At 56.7% G+C, this 18,896-nt stretch carries 13 protein-coding genes; 1 reads left to right on the forward strand and 12 read right to left on the reverse strand.

From position 1 onward, the window contains the following. Window positions 1-115: 115 nt before the first annotated feature. From AB6V08_RS11920 to amiC, 3 genes are all read right to left on the reverse strand, one after another. Entirely contained in the window at window positions 116-445 is a 330-nt protein-coding gene (locus AB6V08_RS11920; protein WP_368542842.1) for a DUF2645 family protein, read from the reverse strand. 1 nt (window position 446) lies between these two features. After that, window positions 447-1,148, reverse strand: coding sequence for a hypothetical protein (locus tag AB6V08_RS11925; RefSeq protein ID WP_368542843.1), 702 nt, complete (start codon window positions 1,146-1,148; stop codon window positions 447-449). 432 nt (window positions 1,149-1,580) lie between these two features. Then, complete coding sequence (amiC, locus tag AB6V08_RS11930) at window positions 1,581-2,834, reverse strand: N-acetylmuramoyl-L-alanine amidase AmiC (protein ID WP_368542844.1); 1,254 nt, start codon at window positions 2,832-2,834, stop codon at window positions 1,581-1,583. Window positions 2,835-3,061: 227 nt separating this feature from the next. Between amiC and argA the strand changes: the two genes are divergently transcribed. Next, window positions 3,062-4,393 carry an amino-acid N-acetyltransferase gene (argA, locus tag AB6V08_RS11935; RefSeq protein WP_368542845.1) on the forward strand — a complete coding sequence of 444 codons (1,332 nt, stop codon included), beginning with the start codon at window positions 3,062-3,064 and terminating at the stop codon, window positions 4,391-4,393. A gap of 31 nt (window positions 4,394-4,424) precedes the next feature. Here the strand turns inward: argA and recD are convergent, their stop codons facing one another. From recD to thyA, 9 genes are all read right to left on the reverse strand, one after another. Then, entirely contained in the window at window positions 4,425-6,245 is a 1,821-nt protein-coding gene (gene recD, locus AB6V08_RS11940) for an exodeoxyribonuclease V subunit alpha (protein ID WP_368542846.1), read from the reverse strand. Then, the gene (gene recB / locus AB6V08_RS11945) at window positions 6,242-9,784 is read right to left on the reverse strand and encodes an exodeoxyribonuclease V subunit beta (RefSeq protein ID WP_368542847.1); all 3,543 of its coding nucleotides are present in this window, start codon (window positions 9,782-9,784) and stop codon (window positions 6,242-6,244) included. The genes recD and recB overlap by 4 nt, the downstream gene beginning before the upstream one ends. Then, window positions 9,781-12,663, reverse strand: coding sequence for a pitrilysin (ptrA, locus tag AB6V08_RS11950; RefSeq protein ID WP_368542848.1), 2,883 nt, complete (start codon window positions 12,661-12,663; stop codon window positions 9,781-9,783). The genes recB and ptrA overlap by 4 nt, the downstream gene beginning before the upstream one ends. Window positions 12,664-12,803: 140 nt before the next feature. After that, window positions 12,804-16,178 (reverse strand): exodeoxyribonuclease V subunit gamma, encoded by a 3,375-nt coding sequence (recC, locus tag AB6V08_RS11955; protein ID WP_368542849.1) that lies wholly within the window; start codon window positions 16,176-16,178, stop codon window positions 12,804-12,806. Window positions 16,179-16,190: 12 nt separating this feature from the next. After that, entirely contained in the window at window positions 16,191-16,514 is a 324-nt protein-coding gene (locus tag AB6V08_RS11960; RefSeq protein WP_368542850.1) for a prepilin-type N-terminal cleavage/methylation domain-containing protein, read from the reverse strand. Then, entirely contained in the window at window positions 16,499-16,903 is a 405-nt protein-coding gene (locus AB6V08_RS11965; protein ID WP_368542851.1) for a DUF2509 family protein, read from the reverse strand. The genes AB6V08_RS11960 and AB6V08_RS11965 overlap by 16 nt, the downstream gene beginning before the upstream one ends. Beyond that, on the reverse strand, window positions 16,900-17,460 hold the full coding sequence (locus AB6V08_RS11970) for a prepilin peptidase-dependent protein (RefSeq protein ID WP_368542852.1): 561 nt from the start codon (window positions 17,458-17,460) through the stop codon (window positions 16,900-16,902). The genes AB6V08_RS11965 and AB6V08_RS11970 overlap by 4 nt, the downstream gene beginning before the upstream one ends. Then, complete coding sequence (locus AB6V08_RS11975) at window positions 17,451-17,915, reverse strand: prepilin peptidase-dependent protein (RefSeq protein WP_368542853.1); 465 nt, start codon at window positions 17,913-17,915, stop codon at window positions 17,451-17,453. The genes AB6V08_RS11970 and AB6V08_RS11975 overlap by 10 nt, the downstream gene beginning before the upstream one ends. A gap of 184 nt (window positions 17,916-18,099) precedes the next feature. Then, entirely contained in the window at window positions 18,100-18,894 is a 795-nt protein-coding gene (gene thyA, locus AB6V08_RS11980; RefSeq protein WP_368542854.1) for a thymidylate synthase, read from the reverse strand. Window positions 18,895-18,896 lie beyond the last annotated feature (2 nt).

Here is an 18,896-nt window from a genome sequence, read left to right on the forward strand (position 1 = left end):
ACTTTGATAAGAACCGCAACGCTAGAAATAGCTTGCGGTTTTTTTGTTTATTCATCCCCTTCCCTCTGCGTAACGCAGTCTGTTAGTCCAGACTTTGACCTTCATGTGAAGGCTCTCAATAGCACTTAATATATTCCCCAAAGAAAAGCCAAAACCAGGCAACAATAATCACTCCAGCTGGAAGTAATTCCCTGAAATCCCGTCGTTTTCTTAAAGCGTTCGCAAAGTGAAAAATGAAAGGGGTGATAAGCAAAAATGAAAAAGGTACCGTAACATCTCTCATGCTCTCTGTGTTTTCATCAGAGATAACGTCACAAACGTGATGAACAGCATCGTCACCGAACGTATCAACATCATCCAGAAAAGCCAGAAACCAAATAACAATAAAGCTAAATACATAATAAAAATAATATATTGGTTTAAGGAATTTATATTTATCTTTCATATCACATCCCCATGATTTTACGAACACGCTCGGCTCGTTTGATAATGGCAAGCCCATAAGATATATAATCTCGCTCAGGAGCGTGCTCTTTAGCTGACATGGCTTTAATAAAATCCTCTTTTTTTCGTTGAATCCCACGATTGTAACGGGAGCCGACTAAAATTGTTTGCTCCTGATTGAGATTTGCAGGGTCAGCTTTTGGATAATCAAATAAAATAAGATCTTTTAGATGTAAAGCAACCACCTTGATGTTAAAGTCATCACTCTGTAGACAACGGCTTAACTGTACCTGTAATTCTCTGGTAAGATTTTTAGGATCCACACCCAAAGATTCTGCCGCTGCCCGAATTTGTATTGCAATGATGCCAATAGAAACTCTGTTAGAGAAATCATTATTCACTTTCAAAGAATCAACAGCCTGCCTGAACGTCAAAATAAATGTTTTTAGCCGGTCCGGTTTGCCGCCGGCCTCCTGCCAGGCTACCCCGGCTAACAGTAAAGGATGGATTCCCGCTTCTTTAGCATATTTTATAATCGTGTCTTTATGGAATTTAAGATACGAATCTTTGTACAAATATAAATACGATTGGCCTTTATACTCTGCAGGATTGTCTTGCATCAGCCTCCAGACTAAAATATCAGCGCCGTTCCATCGTGGAAAAGAAGAAACTGTTGGTATACAAAACGGATTTTCCCTATTCATAACTAAATCCTTATAAATTCCATTTAATTATATAAGTTTCAAAATATTAAATTGGCAAGAATAGTAAAACAAACCTCAATCCATTAAATCGATGAATGAAACGCGCGTTTAATATCACTATGAAATATAAAAATAAGATTTTTGAAAAGTGTTTTTCCCTCAAGAATCAAAATCGTTCTTAGACAATTGTATTGCACTGCAGAAAAAAACATTTCAATATTGAAAAGATACTGCGTTGAGCAATTGTAGTGAAATATTATTTTTCTTTCCAGACACAGACTTGCAGCGAAAAGTCTTCTTTCGGATTATTCGATTTACGGAGCTTTTCTTTCACGAGATAATTTAAAATATTATCTTTCCCCAAAGAATAGCTTCTTATCCTACCCGGGGCGTTAGCCATCACTATGCTGACTAACGCCCCGGCCATCGCTTCTACCCTCTTCTGGCAAGCGTTGCGCCGTCTGAGAAATACGCCTTAATCCCCGCCAGAATGGACTCAGCCACTTCCTGCTGGAATTTCGCGGTCTTGAGCTTGCGCTCCTCTTCCACGTTACTGATAAACGCGGTTTCGACAAGAATGGACGGAATATCTGGCGCTTTGAGCACCGCAAAACCGGCCTGCTCAACGCTGTTTTTATGCAGCTTGTTGACGTTGCCGAGCTTGCCCAGCACCGCTTTACCAAATTTCAGGCTGTCGGTGATCGTCAGAGACTGCACCATATCGAACATGGTGTGATCGACATAGCGATCGCCGCTTTTACTGACGCCACCAATCAAATCCGAGGCGTTCTGCGTGTCTGCCAGATAGCGCGCCGCGGTACTCGTCGCCCCTTTGGTTGACAGGGCAAACACGGACGAACCGCTCGGCTGGCGGCTGGTAAAGGCGTCGGCGTGGATAGAGACGAACAGGTCCGCGCGCTGTTTTTGCGCTTTTGCTACGCGCACCTTCAGCGGGATGAAGATATCTTCGTTGCGCGTCATATAGGCGCGCATGTTGCCTTCTCTGTCGATAAGGGCCTTCAGGCGGCGGGCAATTTGCAGCACCACGTCTTTTTCTCGGGTGCGGTATTTCCCTACGGCACCGGAGTCCTCCCCGCCGTGCCCCGGATCGAGCATGATCACGATCGGGCGATCGCGCCCCGCTTTACCCGGCTTAGGGCCGCTTTGCGCAGGTGGAACCTGACGCTGAAGATCCCCTTTGTTGTAATCCTCAAGCAGCGCCAGCAGCGGATCCTGAATATCCGTCGCGTTCGACGGATAGAGATCCATCACCAGGCGCTCCTTAAAGGCGGCAACGGGCGCAAGGGCAAACAGCTGCGGCTTAACGTTCTGCTTAAGCTCAAACACCATACGCACGGTTTGCGGATCGAACTGCCCCACCCGGGCAGATTTGATAAAGGGATCGTCGCCGCGGATCTGCGCGCTCATGCCTTTCAGGACGGAGTTGAGGTTAACACCTTCGAGATCCACCACGACGCGTTCCGGGTTGCTCAGGGCAAACTGTTTGTATTTAAGCACCTGATTGGACTCTACCGTCACGCGTGTATAGGTCGACGACGGCCAGACGCGCACCGCCACTACCTGACTGATAGCAGCAAACGCAACCTGACTGACGCTGAGCAACCACATCGCCCCGGCCCCTTGTAGCAAGCGGCGGCGGCTTATTGCTGATTTGGATCCCGACATGCTTCTCCCGAGCAAGAAATCAAATTGATAATCAAAAATGCCAAATTGACCGAAAACTTTAACGAATGACGCATAAACTGTCATCTATAAAAGGGTAAACATTCATACGTTAACGCACAGATTACTTATTAATTTCTGTGGTTCGCAGAAAATTTAGGCTTGCACGCGCGGCATTAATCGAATAAAAATACAGAAATTACGAATAAACATTCATTAAGGGTTGTGCCATGGTGAAGGAACGTAGAACCGAACTGGTCCAGGGATTCCGCCATTCTGTTCCCTATATCAACGCCCACCGGGGAAAAACGTTTGTCATCATGCTCGGCGGCGAAGCCATTGAGCATGAAAACTTTTCCAGTATCGTCAACGACATCGGATTACTGCACAGCCTGGGCATTCGTCTGGTGGTCGTGTATGGCGCGCGCCCGCAGATTGATGCCAATCTCGAAGCGCATCACCACGAGCCGATCTATCACAAAAACACCCGCGTGACGGATGCTAAAACCCTTGAGCTGGTCAAGCAGGCCGCCGGGCTGCTGCAGCTGGACATCACCGCTCGCCTGTCAATGAGCCTCAACAACACGCCGCTACAGGGTGCGCATATCAACGTTGTCAGCGGCAACTTTATCATCGCGCAGCCGCTCGGCGTGGACGATGGCGTGGATTATTGCCACAGCGGTCGTATTCGTCGTATCGATGAAGAAGCCATCCACCGCCAGCTGGACAGCGGCGCCATTGTCCTGATGGGGCCGGTGGCCGTGTCCGTCACTGGCGAGAGCTTTAACCTCACCTCCGAAGAAATCGCCACGCAGCTGGCTATCAAGCTGAAGGCAGAGAAGATGATTGGCTTTTGCTCCTCCCAGGGCGTGGTCAACGACGAAGGGACGATCGTGCCGGAACTGTTCCCGAACGAAGCGCAGGCCCGCGTTGAAGCTCTGGAAGCCGAGGGCGATTACTACTCTGGCACGGTACGTTTCCTGCGCGGTGCAGTTAAGGCCTGTCGCAGCGGCGTGCGCCGCAGCCACCTCATCAGCTATCAGGAAGACGGTGCTCTGCTACAGGAGCTGTTCTCACGCGACGGTATCGGTACGCAGATTGTGATGGAGAGCGCCGAGCAGATCCGCCGCGCCACCATCAACGATATCGGCGGCATTCTGGAACTTATCCGACCGCTGGAGCAGCAGGGAATTCTGGTACGCCGCTCCCGTGAACAGCTGGAAATGGAGATCGATAAATTCACCATTATCCAGCGCGACAACCTGACCATCGCCTGCGCCGCCCTCTATCCTTTCCCGGAAGAGAAGATTGGCGAGATGGCCTGCGTGGCGGTTCATCCTGACTACCGCAGCTCATCGCGCGGCGAAATGCTGCTTGAGCGTGTGGCAGCCCAGGCGCGGCAGATTGGGCTCAGCAAGCTGTTCGTGCTGACCACGCGCAGCATTCACTGGTTCCAGGAACGCGGCTTTACGCCGGTGGATATCGATTCGCTGCCGGAAAGCAAAAAAGAGATGTACAACTATCAGCGGCGTTCAAAAGTGCTGATGGCCGATCTGGGATAAGGTTCAGCCCTCAACGCGTGAGGGCTGACGCTCAGTGCGCTTCAAATATCGCGCTTAAGCCGCTGCGGCGCTCGGTTCGGGTGGCAATGGCCTGCACCAGAATTCGTTCGTCGGCGTAAAGCGAAAGCCGCTGGCGCGCGCGGGTGATGGCCGTATAGATCAGCTCGCGGGTCACCACCGGGGAGAGCTGCGTCGGCAGGATCAGCGCCGCATGGTTGAATTCCGACCCCTGGGATTTATGCACCGTCATCGCCCACGCCGTTTCATGCTCAGGCAAACGGCTAGGCTGTACCGACTTCACGCTGCCGTCCGGCATCTGGAACCACACGCGAAGCCCCTGCCCGCGATCGAGCGCGATGCCGATATCCCCGTTAAACAGCCCCAGCGCGCTGTCGTTTCGGGAGATCATCACCGGCCGCCCCTCGTACCAGCGCGAGTGCTGCGAACGGGCAATCTTGCGTTTTTGCGCCAGCACCTGCTCCAGCCGTTCGTTCAGACCTGCGACGCCAAACGGCCCCTCACGCAGGGCGCACAGTAGTTGGTACTCGCCAAACGCGGCGATAACCTGCTCCGGCGCGCTTTGCTGCTGCACGCGCGTCAGGAAATGCTGATAACCGTGCAGCGCGTCCTCGAGCATCGCCTGATACTCTTCGCCGCTTTGCAGCGATTTTTTCTCTATGTCGCCAAACGCGCCGCTGAATACCGTGCGCGTTGCCTGGCGATCGCCCCGGTTCACGGCGGCGGCAAGCTGCCCGATACCGGAATCGCTGCCGAAGCGGTAGCTTTTTTGCAGCAGGCACAGGCTGTCTCGAAGCGCCCCTGCGAGCGGATCGTCGTTGCCTTCCAGCGCACATCCGGTCAGGCGCGCCAGCTCCCCGGCGCGCGCCGGGGTGTATCCCAGGCTGGCGTAGGTACAGATATCCCCCAGCACCGCGCCGGCCTCAACGGAAGCAAGCTGGTCGCGATCGCCCAGGAAGATCACCCGCGCGTGCTCGGGCAGCGCCTCAATCAGGCGCGACATCATGGTGAGGTCAATCATCGACGCCTCATCCACCACCAGCACGTCCAGATGCAGCGGGTTGCCGGCATGGTAGCGCAGGCGCTGGCTGCCGGGCTGCGCGCCAAGCAGGCGGTGTAAGGTGCTGGCCTCTTTGGGGAACAGCGCAAGCTGGTCCTCCGTTAGCGGTAGCTTTTGCATCGCGCCGCCCAGGGATTCGGTCAGGCGCGCCGCCGCTTTCCCCGTTGGCGCAGCCAGGCGGATCCGGCACCTTTGCTCGCCCGAAAGCTGGATCAGCGCCGCAAGCAGCTTCGCCACGGTGGTGGTTTTTCCGGTGCCCGGCCCGCCTGAAATTACCGATATCCGTCGCGTCAGCGCCACGGCGGCCGCCACCTTCTGCCAGTCCAGCGCCTCCTGAGAGGCAAAAAGGCTGTCCAGGGTCTGGCGGACTCGGGCCTCGTCGCAGGGAAGCGGCGCGTTGGCCTCGCTAAAGTAGCGGGCGACGGTCAGCTCATAGCGCCAGAGGCGATTAAGATACAGGCGTCCGGCGGTGAGGATTAGCGGCGCCGGGCTTTCGCTACTGCTGACGGCAGGAGAACTGAGCAACGCGCTTTCCCAGTCCAGCGCCTCCCCCAGCAGGGCAAAACAGGCCTGCAGCGCGGCGTGGGTTTTGTCATCGCAGACCAGACGTGAAAGCGGCAGGCAGACGTGCCCCTCTCCCGCGTCTTTGCTCAGCATGGCCGCCGCCAGCATTACCGCGGGCTCTTCGCTGGCAACCATCAGCGCAAATTGCACGTCGAGCTGGCGCAGCTGACGCTGCTCGACGGCCTCAAGCAACAGTTTCTGCATCGTCATGCCAGCTCCTCCGTGCCTGCGGCAAACAGGTCATCCATTTTTTCAATCAGGTCAGCGTCCGGACGCGTCGTGAAAATGCCCGACTGCGGGTTATCGGCATCCACGCCGCGCAGGAACAGATAAATCACGCCGCCAAAGTGAGTGTCGTAGTCGTAATCGGCGATGCGATGCCGCAGATAGCGGTGCAGCGCAAGGGTATAAAGCTGGTACTGCAAATCGTAGCGATGGGACTGCATCGCCGCGGCCATGGCCTGCTGCGTGTAGGCCTCGCTGTTTTCGCCAAGCCAGTTGGATTTGTAGTCCAGGAGGTAATAGCGCCCGCCGTGGCGGAAGATAAGGTCGATAAAGCCTTTCAGCATCCCCTGCACCTGGCGGAAGTTGAGCGGCGGCGTACCGGCGGATAGCGGGTCGTAGGCGCGAGTCAGAGCGTCCAGCGCCTCGGCCTTAAGCGGGCTGGCGATCGGAAGATAAAACTCCATCTCAACCTGCTTGTCTTTCGCCGTAAGCTGGCTCAGCGAGAGGCCATCCTCCGTCAGCGGAGCCCGTAAAATCGCGCTTAACCACGAGGTCAGCACCGGCTGCCAGACCTCTTCGTAGCCGCCCTTTTGCAGCATCTCCAGCACCCAGTCCGGCGAAACGGGCTGGGTGAAATCCAGCTCCTCGAAGAGGCTGTGTAAAAACGTCCCCGGCGACGCCCCGCGCGGAAACTGGTGCGGCGTAAGCGCGGGTTCATGCGGAATATCGCCTACGCCTGCGGCGTCAACGTCCAGCTTTGGCATCAGATCCTGCGCGATGCTTTGCCCGTGCTGCTGCAGGCCGGAGTAGCTGGTCACGCGCCAGTCGTCCGCGATGGTTCGCGTAATCGTTCGGGCATCCAGATCCGGCTCGCGGTTTTCCGGCATCTCCCAACGCTGGCTGTCCGGCTGTCCTGGGATGTGAAGCGCAACGTGCTCGCTGCACAGGGAGTCAAGGCACTGGCGCAGGCCCGCGGCATCTTTTGGTTCGCCCTGCTGGATTAACCGCCCCACGGCGCTTAAGTGGAAATCGGACTCGCCGGCCTTTTCGCCGCGGCGGCGGAAAAGTGGCGCGACGCCGAGGCTGCAGTGCCAGACGGAGCGGGTTAGCGCCACGTACAGCAGGCGCAAATCTTCCGCGAGGCGCTCGGCTTCGGCAAGCTCCACGCTGGACTCGGCCTGGCTGAGATCGAGCACCGCGTCAAAGGAGTCGCGGTCGTGGTAAAACGCCTGATCCTGCGCGCGGTAATTGGCAATAAAGGGCAGCCAGACCAGCGGGTATTCCAGCCCTTTTGATTTGTGAATGGTGACTATTTGCACCAGATGCTTGTCGCTCTCCAGACGCATCTGCTGGCTTGAGGCGTTACTGTTGGGATCGGCAATATGCTGCGCCAGCCATCGCACCAGCGCATGTTCGCTTTCAAGCTGGGTGCCCGCTTCCTGCAGCAGTTCGCTGATGTGCAAAATATCGGTCAATCGACGCTCGCCGCCCGGGGTGGCAAGCATGTTTTCGGCAACCTGCCGCTGCGTCATGAGCTCGCGCAGCATCGCCATAACGCCGCGTTTTTGCCAGCGCTCGCGGTAGCGCACAAACTCGTCAACGACCCTGTCCCAGGCGACTTCATTATTGTTCAGGGCATCGATATCGCGGGCGTTCAGCCCGAGCATCGAGCTTGCCAGCGCGCTGCGAAGGGTACTTTCCCGCTCGGGTGACAACACGGCCTGCAGCAGCCAGAGCATCTCATGGGCTTCCAGCGTTTCAAAAACGCTGTCGCGATTCGACAGATAGACCGAAGGGATATTGAGTGACGTCAGCGCATCGCGGATCAGCGCCGCTTCCTGACGGCTGCGCACCAGCACCGTGATGTCCGAAGCCTTGACCGGGGCGGACTGCTCCCCTTTCCACAGCAGCGCCTCGCCGCGGGTGCCCGCGCTGAGCCAGTCGCGAATTTGCGCGGCACAGTGCTGCGCCATCGCATTCTGATAATCCGCAATGCCGTAGCCTTCCCCTTCCAGCAGCCAGAAGCTCATGGCGGGCTGCTGTTCACCTTTGAATTCAAAGCGCAGGGAGGCATTTTTAGGCGCGGAGTTAACCGGCAAAAAAGGAATGTCCCGGAACATAAACGCGGCGTCCATTCGCGCAAAGAGCGCATTGACGCTTTCGACCATGCCGGGAGACGAACGCCAGTTGGTGTCGAGGGTGTAGTGCGCGTCGACTTCGCTGCGGGCCTTCATGTAGGTGAAAATATCGGCGCCGCGGAAGGCGTAAATCGCCTGCTTCGGGTCGCCAATCAGCAGCAGCGCCGTGTCGGGCTGCCGGTGCCAGATTCGACGGAAAATGCGGTACTGCTGGGGATCGGTATCCTGAAATTCATCGATCATCGCCACCGGGAAGCGGGTGCGGATGGCGCTTGCCAGCGCTTCACCGTTTTCACTGCGCAGCGCCGCGTCGAGCCGACTCAGCATGTCGTCAAACCCAAGCTCGCCGCGACGGCGTTTTTCACGCGCCACGGTTTCGCGGATCTCCGCCATCGCCCGGACGATCATCAGATCGTTTAGGGTTAAGGGCTGCGCCAGCAGGTTTTCTATCGCGACAAAGAGCGGGTGCTCGGGGACGATGCCATCGGCTTTGGTGCGTTCCGTCAGAAAGCGCTGGGAGAATTTTTCCAGCGCGTCGGGAAGCTGATAGCCCCGGGTCTCTTCCTGTGCCCAGGCGCTGATTTTTTCGATCCACTTTGCCTGATTGCCGCGGTTGAACTTGCGTCTGTCGAGGCCTGAGTTTTCCAGGATAGCATCGATATCCGCGACCGCGTCGTTCCACTGCTGCTTGAGCGCGGCAATCTGCGCGATGATTTTTTCATGGCGCGAGGCGAGCGTTTCGTCAGCCGGAGGCGGGGATTTAATCACCGGCGCTTCGCCCTGCAAATAGCGGTCGATAGCGCGCAGAAGCGCCTCCGGGCCTTTCCATAATGCATGAACGGCTTCGGCGATATCGCGCGGCAGCGGATAGCAGTGGCGGCGCCAGAAGTCGGCGCACGCCTGATACCGCAGCTCAGATTCGTCTTCAATAAGCTGCAGTTCAAACAGCATCCCAGATTCAAACGCATTCAGGCTCAGCATGCGCTGACAGAAGCCGTGGATGGTGAATACGGCAGCCTCATCCATTTGCCGCTCAGCCAGCAGCAGCCACTGCGCCGCCTGCTGCCTGTCGACAATCTCTTCAAGAAGGCGCGCGTAAAGAGGGTTGTCCGTGCTTTCGCGCAGGCAGGCGATGCGCAGCTCGTGAATATTGGAACGAATACGGCCGCGCAGTTCGGCGGTGGCGGCTTCGGTGAAGGTCACCACCAGCAGCTCTTCCACACTCAGCGGGCGTGAAAAAGCCGCGTCTTTCCCGAGCCCCAACAGCAGGCGAAGATAGAGCGCGGCAATAGTGAAGGTTTTTCCCGTTCCCGCTGAGGCTTCAATCAATCGTTCACCCTGTAACGGCAAACGTAAGGGATCAAGGGACTCAGCGGTATCGGTCATTCTTTCTTACTCCAGGGCATAGATTGCTGCAATGCACTGACGCTCTTCCACACTTTCCAGCCTTTCGGGTCAACGTATTCCGCTTTCCCGTTCTGGCTGCCGGAAACCTGGGACAGGATGGCCATTCCCTGCGGTTTAACCACCGCCTGATGGAAGAAATCGGCAACCTTTTGAGGCGTCAGCTGTTTTATCTCGGCCACTACTTTATCACGCGAATCGAAGCGCATATTACCGCGATCGAAATCTTTGCTCAGCTGTGATGCTTCTTCACCCAGCGTCTGCGGTGGCTGCATGACCTGAGCGATAACCGCCTGCTGGATCTGGGCGAACTCTTCCGGCTTCATCGCCCGCAGCTTTGCTTCCGCCTGCGGGAAGAACGCCTGATAGCGTTTCCAGAGATACGCTGGCTGTTTATCGCTGCTTTGCAGCAGGAAACCTAACCCCCACTGACGGCCCACGTTCATTGAGAAGGCAAAGACCGCGTAGCCAAGCTGCTCTTCCGTACGCAACTGATTGTAGAACCACGGCTGCACGATCTGCCCGAGTACCGCGCTCTGGGCGGAGCTGGAGAACTCGTCATAGCCTGTCGGGACAAACACGGCAGCCAGCGCGGAGTCGGTGCTGGTTCCCGGCTTTTCAAAAATCACGTTCTGCTTTTTCTCAACCAGAACGTCCTGATTACGGCACCAGACTTCACCCTTCGATCCCAGCTGGGTACGCACGTTCTGAGCCAGCGTTTTGGCCTGAGCTTCGCTCATGTTGCCGACAATCAGGAACTCCGGCCGGGTGTTGGTTTTCAGTGAATTACGATAGTCCAGCACGTCTTTCAGCGAGATAGACGGCAGAAGCGCACGCCTGTCTTCGCGCTGGAAATAAGGGATTTGCGATACCATCTGCGCCGGCATGATGGCCTGGTCGTAGGCTTTGCCCTTCTCCGCCGAGTCCATCATTTGCGCATACCAGGATTTCGCCTGCTCAAGCTGCTCCTGGGTTGGCGTATAGCTGAAATAGCCTTCAAGCAGCGCCTGGAACAGCTGAGGCAGGCGCTGGGTATAGCCGTTGGCGTTGACCATCAGGCCATTATTCGCGTTGGTTGAGAAGCTAATGCCCCCCACTGCCGCCTGGTTACTGAGCTGGTCCAGCGCAATTCCGGCCAGGTAGTCGTTGAGCGCGAAAAGTACCTGGTTTTTAGCGCTGTCCATCGCTTTTGGATTGCGCAGCACCACGCTGACGTCGGCTTTAGGCTCGCTCGCAAAATAGCGGCTCGGGGCGTAAACGACGCGAAGGGTTGGCTCATCAACGATAAGCTCCGGGTGCGGGTACGCTTTTTCCGGTTTGATCAGCGAGAAGTAATCCGGGATATAGGGGTTCAGCTCGGGCAACTTCAGCGCGATTTCGCCCGCTTTTTTCTGCCAGTCGGCAAAGGTTTGTTCGCTGATTTTATCGACCTGATACGGCGCATCGACGAAATAGGCCGTTTTATTGTGCGGCTCGTTCGGGCTGATGTACCAGATGCGGGCATTCTGCGGGGTCATCATCGCCAGGCGCGCCTTCACCGCGTCGGCATCGTACCGATCGGCAATATTCACCGCGTCCAGCGTATGCGCAACCGGCACGCGGATCATGGTATCCGCCAGCCATTCGACGTAGTCCATGTCACGCGTGATCGACGGATAGCGGAAGTCGAGATCCAGCACGTGGGCCAGCTCGTCGAAATAGCGTTTATCGATGCCCTTATCGCGCAGCAGGGAGAGGTAGCTGAAAATAGCCGCAACCACTTCATCGCGGTTCGCCTGGCCTTTGTCAGTCAGGGTCGCGGAGATAGCCAGCACGCCGCTGTTGCCGTTCACAACCGGGTCGGAATCAGCGCGGATCCCTTCCACCAGCCCCTGATTTTGCAGCCAGTCGGACAGCGTTCCCGGGCTGCGGTTGCCAATCAGATAGGTCACCAGTTCGTCGGTCTTGCTGCGAAACTGCGCCGTGTTGTTGTCAATGCGGAACTCGACGCGCAGCACCTTGCGCGGCATCGCCGGTACGTAGTGGATAACAATCCCTTTCTGCGCGTCGGTCACCACTGGCACGTCAATTTTTGGCAATTCGATGTTTTTATCAGGCACGCGACCAAAGGTCTGGGCGGCCATATTGGCCAGCTCGGGCAGCGGTTTATTGCTGTAGATAACCGCTTTCATCAGGTTGGCTGAGTAGTATTTATCGCGAAACGCGTGCAGGGCATCCAGCACCGGGCTGTTGGGCTTGTCGCTTAAGGTTTCGAGGTTACCGCCCGAGAAACGCGAGCCGGGGTGCGCCGGGTTGATGGTTTCGGCGCTGACCTGCGCCATGCGCATACCGTCACGGGTACGCGCCATGGTCAGTTCGGCATTGACGGCATTGCGTTCGCGATCAGCGTACTTTTTATCCAGCAGCGGCGCGGCAATTGCGTCTGCCAGGCGGTCAACGGCCCCTGCCAGCGCATCGTTTTCTACCTCAAGATAAAATGCGGTGCGGTAAGGCGCGGTACTGGCATTGTGGCTGCCGCCGTGCATTTTCAGGAATTCGGACAGGCTATCCGGCTGCGGGTATTTTTTTGAACCCATCAGCGTCATATGTTCAAGGTAGTGCGCAAGCCCGGGATGGGCTTCAGGATCTTCAAGCGACCCTACCGGCACAACCAGCGCGGAGAGCGATTTCACCGCCTGCGGGTCGGAAACCAGCAGCACGGTCATCCCGTTATCAAGGCGGATCGCCTGATACTGGCGGGTATCTTTTTCGCTCTTACGGATAGTTTCCTGAACGGGTTGCCAACCGGAATCTGCCTGAGTGACGGGAGCCCAAAGGGCGACAAACAAAACGAACGCTTTGAACAAGGTGCTGCCTGGCATTAACGACCTCTTTATCACGGCTACATCATTAACAAACTACGTGCTGGACGCGCCAGCATCTCTTTCTTTAGGTACATCAGTCCGTGATAAGGAGTGCATAATAAATGAACGCCAAAACTTGCGCAATTTTTATACAGCCATCAGGACTGATTAAATCTGAACAACGGTAAAAGATAGCGTTGTGCTTCTTCCGTGATAGCGTCGAAGTATTCTGGCTCAAGCGTTCTCCATAAACGTTGATACCAGACATCTTCTCCTTCGCCGCGGACAATCATGTTCCCTTCGTAGGCCTGCACAAATTTGCTGCGCGCTTTTTGCAGCGTGGCATCGTCCGTTAACATGGCATCATTCTGCGCGTCATAACAGGCTTTTATCCACGCCCCTCCACTTTCTGGGAGGAGAAGGAGCGGTTTGTTCATCCCTTTCAGATAGCCCTCCACGTAGAGTGACAGATACTCCCGCGCCTGTTCGGCCTCCATTGGCGGGAAGCGCCATTCGCCGTCCTTGCGCACGAACAGCCGGCTTTCGCCCTGATTGCCACTAGCACTGTAGACAAGGTGTTCGAGCCAGAGTTGCAAACCTTGTGAAACGCTTAGCATTGAAGGCCGCCAGCGTAAGAGCCCATCCTCCTGCACCTGAGGAAGCCATCCCGTCAGCTGGACGCCGTTACAGTTCAGATCGATTTCAATGCTTTTGCCCGGCTGGCGGCACTCAACCACGCGCTCTGCGAGCGCCTGCATCTCCTGGCACTGCGCATCCCAGGCGATTTCGCCAAAGGCCCCGTACGGCAGCAAACCCGCCGCCCGGTAGCGACGAAATAGCGCGGTGGCATCTTCTTGTTCAACCAGCGCATTCAGCAGCTGCAGATTGAGCTTGTAGCGTTCGAGCCCGTCCAGGGTAAACGGCTCTGAGTCAGGAATTTCGCTCTCTTCGGAACGGAAATTGACCTGCAGCCGCTGCTGGAAGAATGCCCGTACCGGATGGCCCCAGAACCGCTGTAGCTGTTCAAAGGTCAGCGTGTCGCAGACGCGTGGCTCCAGCTCCTGAATAAAATCAGCGTGCGCCGCCCCTTCGTTTTTCGCCGCAGGCAGCCATTCCCGGGCGTAGCTCTGGTGTTCATGCGCGGCGTAGTTCACCGGGTCGAACGGCATACGGGTATGGCAGCAGGTGATATGCGCCTTGACCCGCTTTTCGCTCTCATCGCAGTTGCATGCTTCGTCACCCGGCAGATAGTGACTCTGCCCAATGTAGTCCACCAGCTCCTGCACCAGCACGGACGGGAAGCGCTCGCTGTTATCCTGGATTGAGCGGCCGATATAGCTGATATTGAGCTTATTCTGGGCGGAAATCAGCGCTTCGAGGAACAGGTAACGGTCGTCATCACGACGGCTACGGTCGCCGCGCTTCGGCTGCGGGCTCATCAGATCGAACCCAAGCGGAGGCAGCGCGCGCGGATAGATACCATCGTTCATACCGAGCAGGCACACCACCTTAAAGGGGATCGAGCGCATTGGCATCAAGGTACAGATGTTGATTGGCCCTGCGAGGAAGCGCTGGCTGATACGCTCCTGATCCAGGCGCTGCGTAAGTTCGTCGCGCAGCAGAGAAAGCGGCACCGCGTCGGTATAGTGCGAGCCCACACCCTCTTCCACGATGGCCTGCCACTGCTTCTCTATCAGCGCCATTGCCGCTTCGGTTTCGCTGTCAGGCAGGAAGAAATCATTGAGCATTTCGCGGCAAACCGGCAGCCACGCCTCCAGCGGACGCGGCTGCATCAGCTCGCGCCGCCAGCGGTTAAGCTGCATCAGCAGCGAGGCCAGATGGCCCACCAGCTCGGCAATCAGGCCGCTGGATTCATCGTAGGGCAGCACCTCATTCCACTCGCCCTGGCTGCTTTCCATTGCATAGCCAAGCAGCATACGGGTCAGGCCAAACTGCCAGGTGTGCTGCCCGGTTGGCGGCAGCTCAAACTCCTGAACGTTATCGTCGTCAATGCCCCAGCGAACGCCGGACTCGTTAACCCACTGACGCAGATACCGCAGGCCGTCTTCGTCGATGTCAAAGCGCGCGGCGAGAACGGGAACGTCCAGCAGGGCCAGCACGTCTTCAGAGATAAAGCGGCTGTCCGGTAACGACAGCAGGCTGACAAACGCCTGCAATGCCGGATGAGACTGGCGCGCGCGGCGGTCAGAAATGGCGTAGGGCAGATAACGATCTCCCGTCGCGCTACCGAAGACCGCCTGAATAAACGGACTGTAGCTGTCGATGTCCGCCACCATCACCACGATATCGCGCGGCGTAAGGGTAGGATCGTCCTGCAACATCGCCAGTAAACGGTCGTGGAGGATCTCAACCTCACGCTGCGGGCTGTGGCAGACGTGGATAGCGATACTGCGATCCTCAGGATCGAGCCTGCGTTTGCCGTCGCTACGCTCAAACTCCTGAGCCGTAATGCCCATGACCGCGCGGTTTTCGAGATCCAGAATATCCAGCTGAATGTTGTGCAGAAGGCTGTCCGGCGTGATTTCAGCGAAGGCGTCCACGTCCCCCTCTCCCGACGAGGTGATATCAGAGAGCATGTGGATATAGTCGCGCCCCAGCTTGCCCCAGGAGGCCAGCAGAGGATTGGGCAGGTTCTGAATCCCCTCCTCATCGAAAAGCTGTGAAGCCGTTGCGCTGTCTTTAAACAGCGGAACGGTGCGCTCTTCAAAGAGACGCTTTCTCTGGCGGGTCACCAGCCGCGAAAGCCAGCGCGCGTCCTGAATGTCACCCCAGTAGTGCCGGCAAGGGTTGGTGAACAAAATATGGATATCGATATGTTTGCCCAGTGCTTTCAGGGCATTCAGATAAACGGGCGGTAGCGCGGAGATGCCGCAGATAAACACGCGCGGCGGTAACCCCGCGGGAGGCTCAGAGGCGGCTTCCAGAACAGAGATAAATTTGTCGTAGAGGTTCGCACGGTGCCACTGCGGCTGGCCCAGCGCCTCGGTATGCTCCACCAGCGCTTTCCACAGCGGAGCCTGCCAGACCTGCGCCTCCGGCAGCCCTTCAACCCGTCCCCCCGATTCCCAGCGCGTCAGCCAGTCCGGGCGATAAACCAGATACTGGTCATAGAGGTCGGCAGTACGAGAGGCGAGCTGGAACAGCTTACGCTTGTCGGTATCGTCAGTGAGGTAATGGCGAAGCATGGCGAACTCGTCGCGCGGGAGCATACCCGGCAACAGCGACATCAGCTTCCAGCTCATGCTTTGTTTGTTGAACGCGCTCTGCTTTGGAATGTCCGGCAGCACGCGAACAAACATGTCCCAGATGAAGCTCGCAGGCAGCGGAAACGCAATGTTGGCCGCAATGCCAAACTTCTGCGACAAGGACATCTGCAGCCACTGCGCCATACCGGTACTTTGCACCAGCACCATTTCTGGCTCAAAAGGATCGTCAAGACGCTCTCGCTCAACGATAAATTCCATCAGCGCTTCCAGCACATCCAGACGATTTGAGTGGTAGACCCTTAGCATAAACGCTCCCGACTACTGGCTAACCGGGCAGTGCAGACGTGTCATCTCGCCGCGCTGCCCCAGAGGAGAAATAATAATAGCCGTGATGCTGACACATCCCGACTGCAATGTCTCCACCCGACTCACCTGCCAGCCCGCAGGCAGCGGATGGATATCCATCTGAGATTGATTCCAGGCATGATGCCAGAGCTGACGATACTGGTTGAGCGCGCTAAACCGCAGCGCCAGCGCCCGGTGGTAGCCTGACAACGTCGTGACGATTGCCACCAAAAGCACCATTGCCAGCAGCGCCTCAACCAGGCTAAACCCACGCTGTCTGTTTATGGCAGCTGACATAATGCGTTCTCCTTTAGCGGGCAAAAGTCACTCCAGCCGTGGGGGGAAAAACGTACCCGTCCGTCGATAACGTGTCCTGAACGCCACAGCCGCCGCTCGCCTTTTCCGGCGATGAGCAACACGTTCCCCTCCTCCAGCAATCGCAAACAGACCCGCCACGGCGGTGATGCCTGCCGACACTGAAGCTCAGGCTCCAGCGACCATCGCTGAACTTTTCCCCATTCCAGCGACGACTGTAGCCCCGCCCGTTCTCGCATGGCCTGGCTTTCACTCCTGACCAGAGCGCTGAAGGTTTCAAGCTGCTGATTCAGACCGGCGAGGATCGTGCCGGCAAGCATCAGCACCAGCAGAACCATCGCCAGCGACGACATGCCGCGTTGTCGGTTCACAGGTTAAACCCCGTCACCACATGCCGGGCCAGATAAGCGATTGCTCGTTCGCCCTTTCGTATGGCGGACAGCTCAATGCTGAACTCAGGTGCGAAACCCGCGCGCTCGCGCTTGCTGACCACGAACGTCTGGACGATAAGCCTTTCCGGATCCGTGAGTTTCTCCCACCCTTTGCCTTCGCAGGAGGTTGCTCCGCGCTGCAGCTCCAGCGAGCCCGACTCAAGGCGAAACCCCGTGCTGTCGTTTTCAGCTGCCGTGACATCCCACACGCCATTTCCGTTTGCATCCCATTGCACTATCACGCAGCCTCCCTGCCTGCCGATGACCAGCCCTTGCCCCTGACAGTTGCCCGCGCAGAACCCGGCGCGCTGGATCTGCTTACCCACCGCAAAAAGGCGCTGCCAGATCTCTTCCTCCAGCGCCTGCTTTGCCGATAGCGACAGCACCGCTTTCTCCATGGCGGGCAAGAAGCGCGAGGTGCCAAGCAGCAGAATACTGCTAATTACCATCGCAATAAGCACTTCGGTAAGGGAGAAGCCCTTCTGTTTTAACGGCATGCGTTTCCTCCCGCGGTATTGCACATCCTGATGCGCCCTGCGTTAGAGACCATCACCAGCCACTCTCCGGCGGGGCTATGCACGCGCACGCGCCCGGCCCATGCCGTGTCTCTGAGCCCGAAAAACCCCAGTGAAGGCGTGACGTCGCTGAACGTCACTTCCCGCCACTGAGATTTCAGAACAAACGCGCCGCCTGCATTACAGTGCACTGCTCCGGTACTTGCCAGACACCCGCCAGCCCCGTTTTCAACAAATGAAATTTTATGGTCGCGGTTGTGCCTGTTGGCATCGTTACGCAGGAACACAAGGTAATCACGCACCTGGCTGGCGGTCTGCCATAAGCGCTGCTGCTGTTGCCAGCGGTTCCAGCTGTAAATCCCCGAGGTACTGAGAATGACCACCAGTGAAATGGCGACCAGGGTTTCAATCAGCGTAAAGCCTTTCTCGTTTTTCATGGCCGGAGTGTGACGAAGCCAAAAGGCGCTGGCGAGAGAAAGATGAGCGATTTACGAGGCGCTTTCCAGTGAAGTTATCGCGTTGCAGGGCGTTGCAAAAAAGCTGGATAACGGCTCGAGATACGGGTGAAAGGCGAAAAAAAACCGGCGCTAAGAAGCACCGGCTGTGTCAGGATTTGCCGTATCAGATAGCGACAGGGGCTTTGATTCCCGGATGCGGGTCGTAACCCTCAATCTCGAAATCGTCGAAGCGATAGTCGAAGATAGATTCAGGTTTGCGTTTGATCACCAGCTTCGGCAATGCACGCGGTTCACGGGTCAGCTGAAGATGCGTCTGTTCCATGTGGTTGCTGTACAGGTGGGTATCGCCGCCAGTCCAGACGAAATCGCCCACGTCCAGATCGCACTGCTGAGCCATCATGTGTACCAGCAGCGCATAGCTGGCGATGTTGAACGGCAGGCCGAGGAACACGTCGCAGGAGCGCTGGTAGAGCTGGCAGGAGAGCTTCCCGTCAGCAACGTAGAACTGGAAGAACGCGTGGCAAGGTGCCAGCGCCATTTTATCCAGCTCACCCACGTTCCACGCCGAAACGATAATACGGCGCGAGTCCGGATCGTTTTTCAGCTGGTTCATCACGGTGGTGATTTGGTCAATATGGCGACCGTCTGGCGTTGGCCACGCACGCCACTGTTTACCGTAAACCGGGCCAAGGTTGCCGTTCTCATCTGCCCACTCGTCCCAGATTGAGACATTGTTTTCGTGCAGATAGGCAACGTTGGTATCGCCTTGCAGGAACCAGAGCAGTTCATGAATGATCGAGCGCAGGTGGCAGCGCTTTGTCGTCACCAGAGGGAAGCCTTCTTGCAGATTGAAGCGCATCTGGTGGCCAAAAATGGAGAGCGTACCCGTGCCGGTACGGTCGTTTTTCGGCGTGCCCTCGTCGAGCACTTTTTTCATCAATTCAAGATACTGTTTCATGG

Origin of the sequence: Enterobacter soli (assembly GCF_964208575.1) — a bacterium.
GTDB lineage: Bacteria > Pseudomonadota > Gammaproteobacteria > Enterobacterales > Enterobacteriaceae > Enterobacter > Enterobacter soli_A.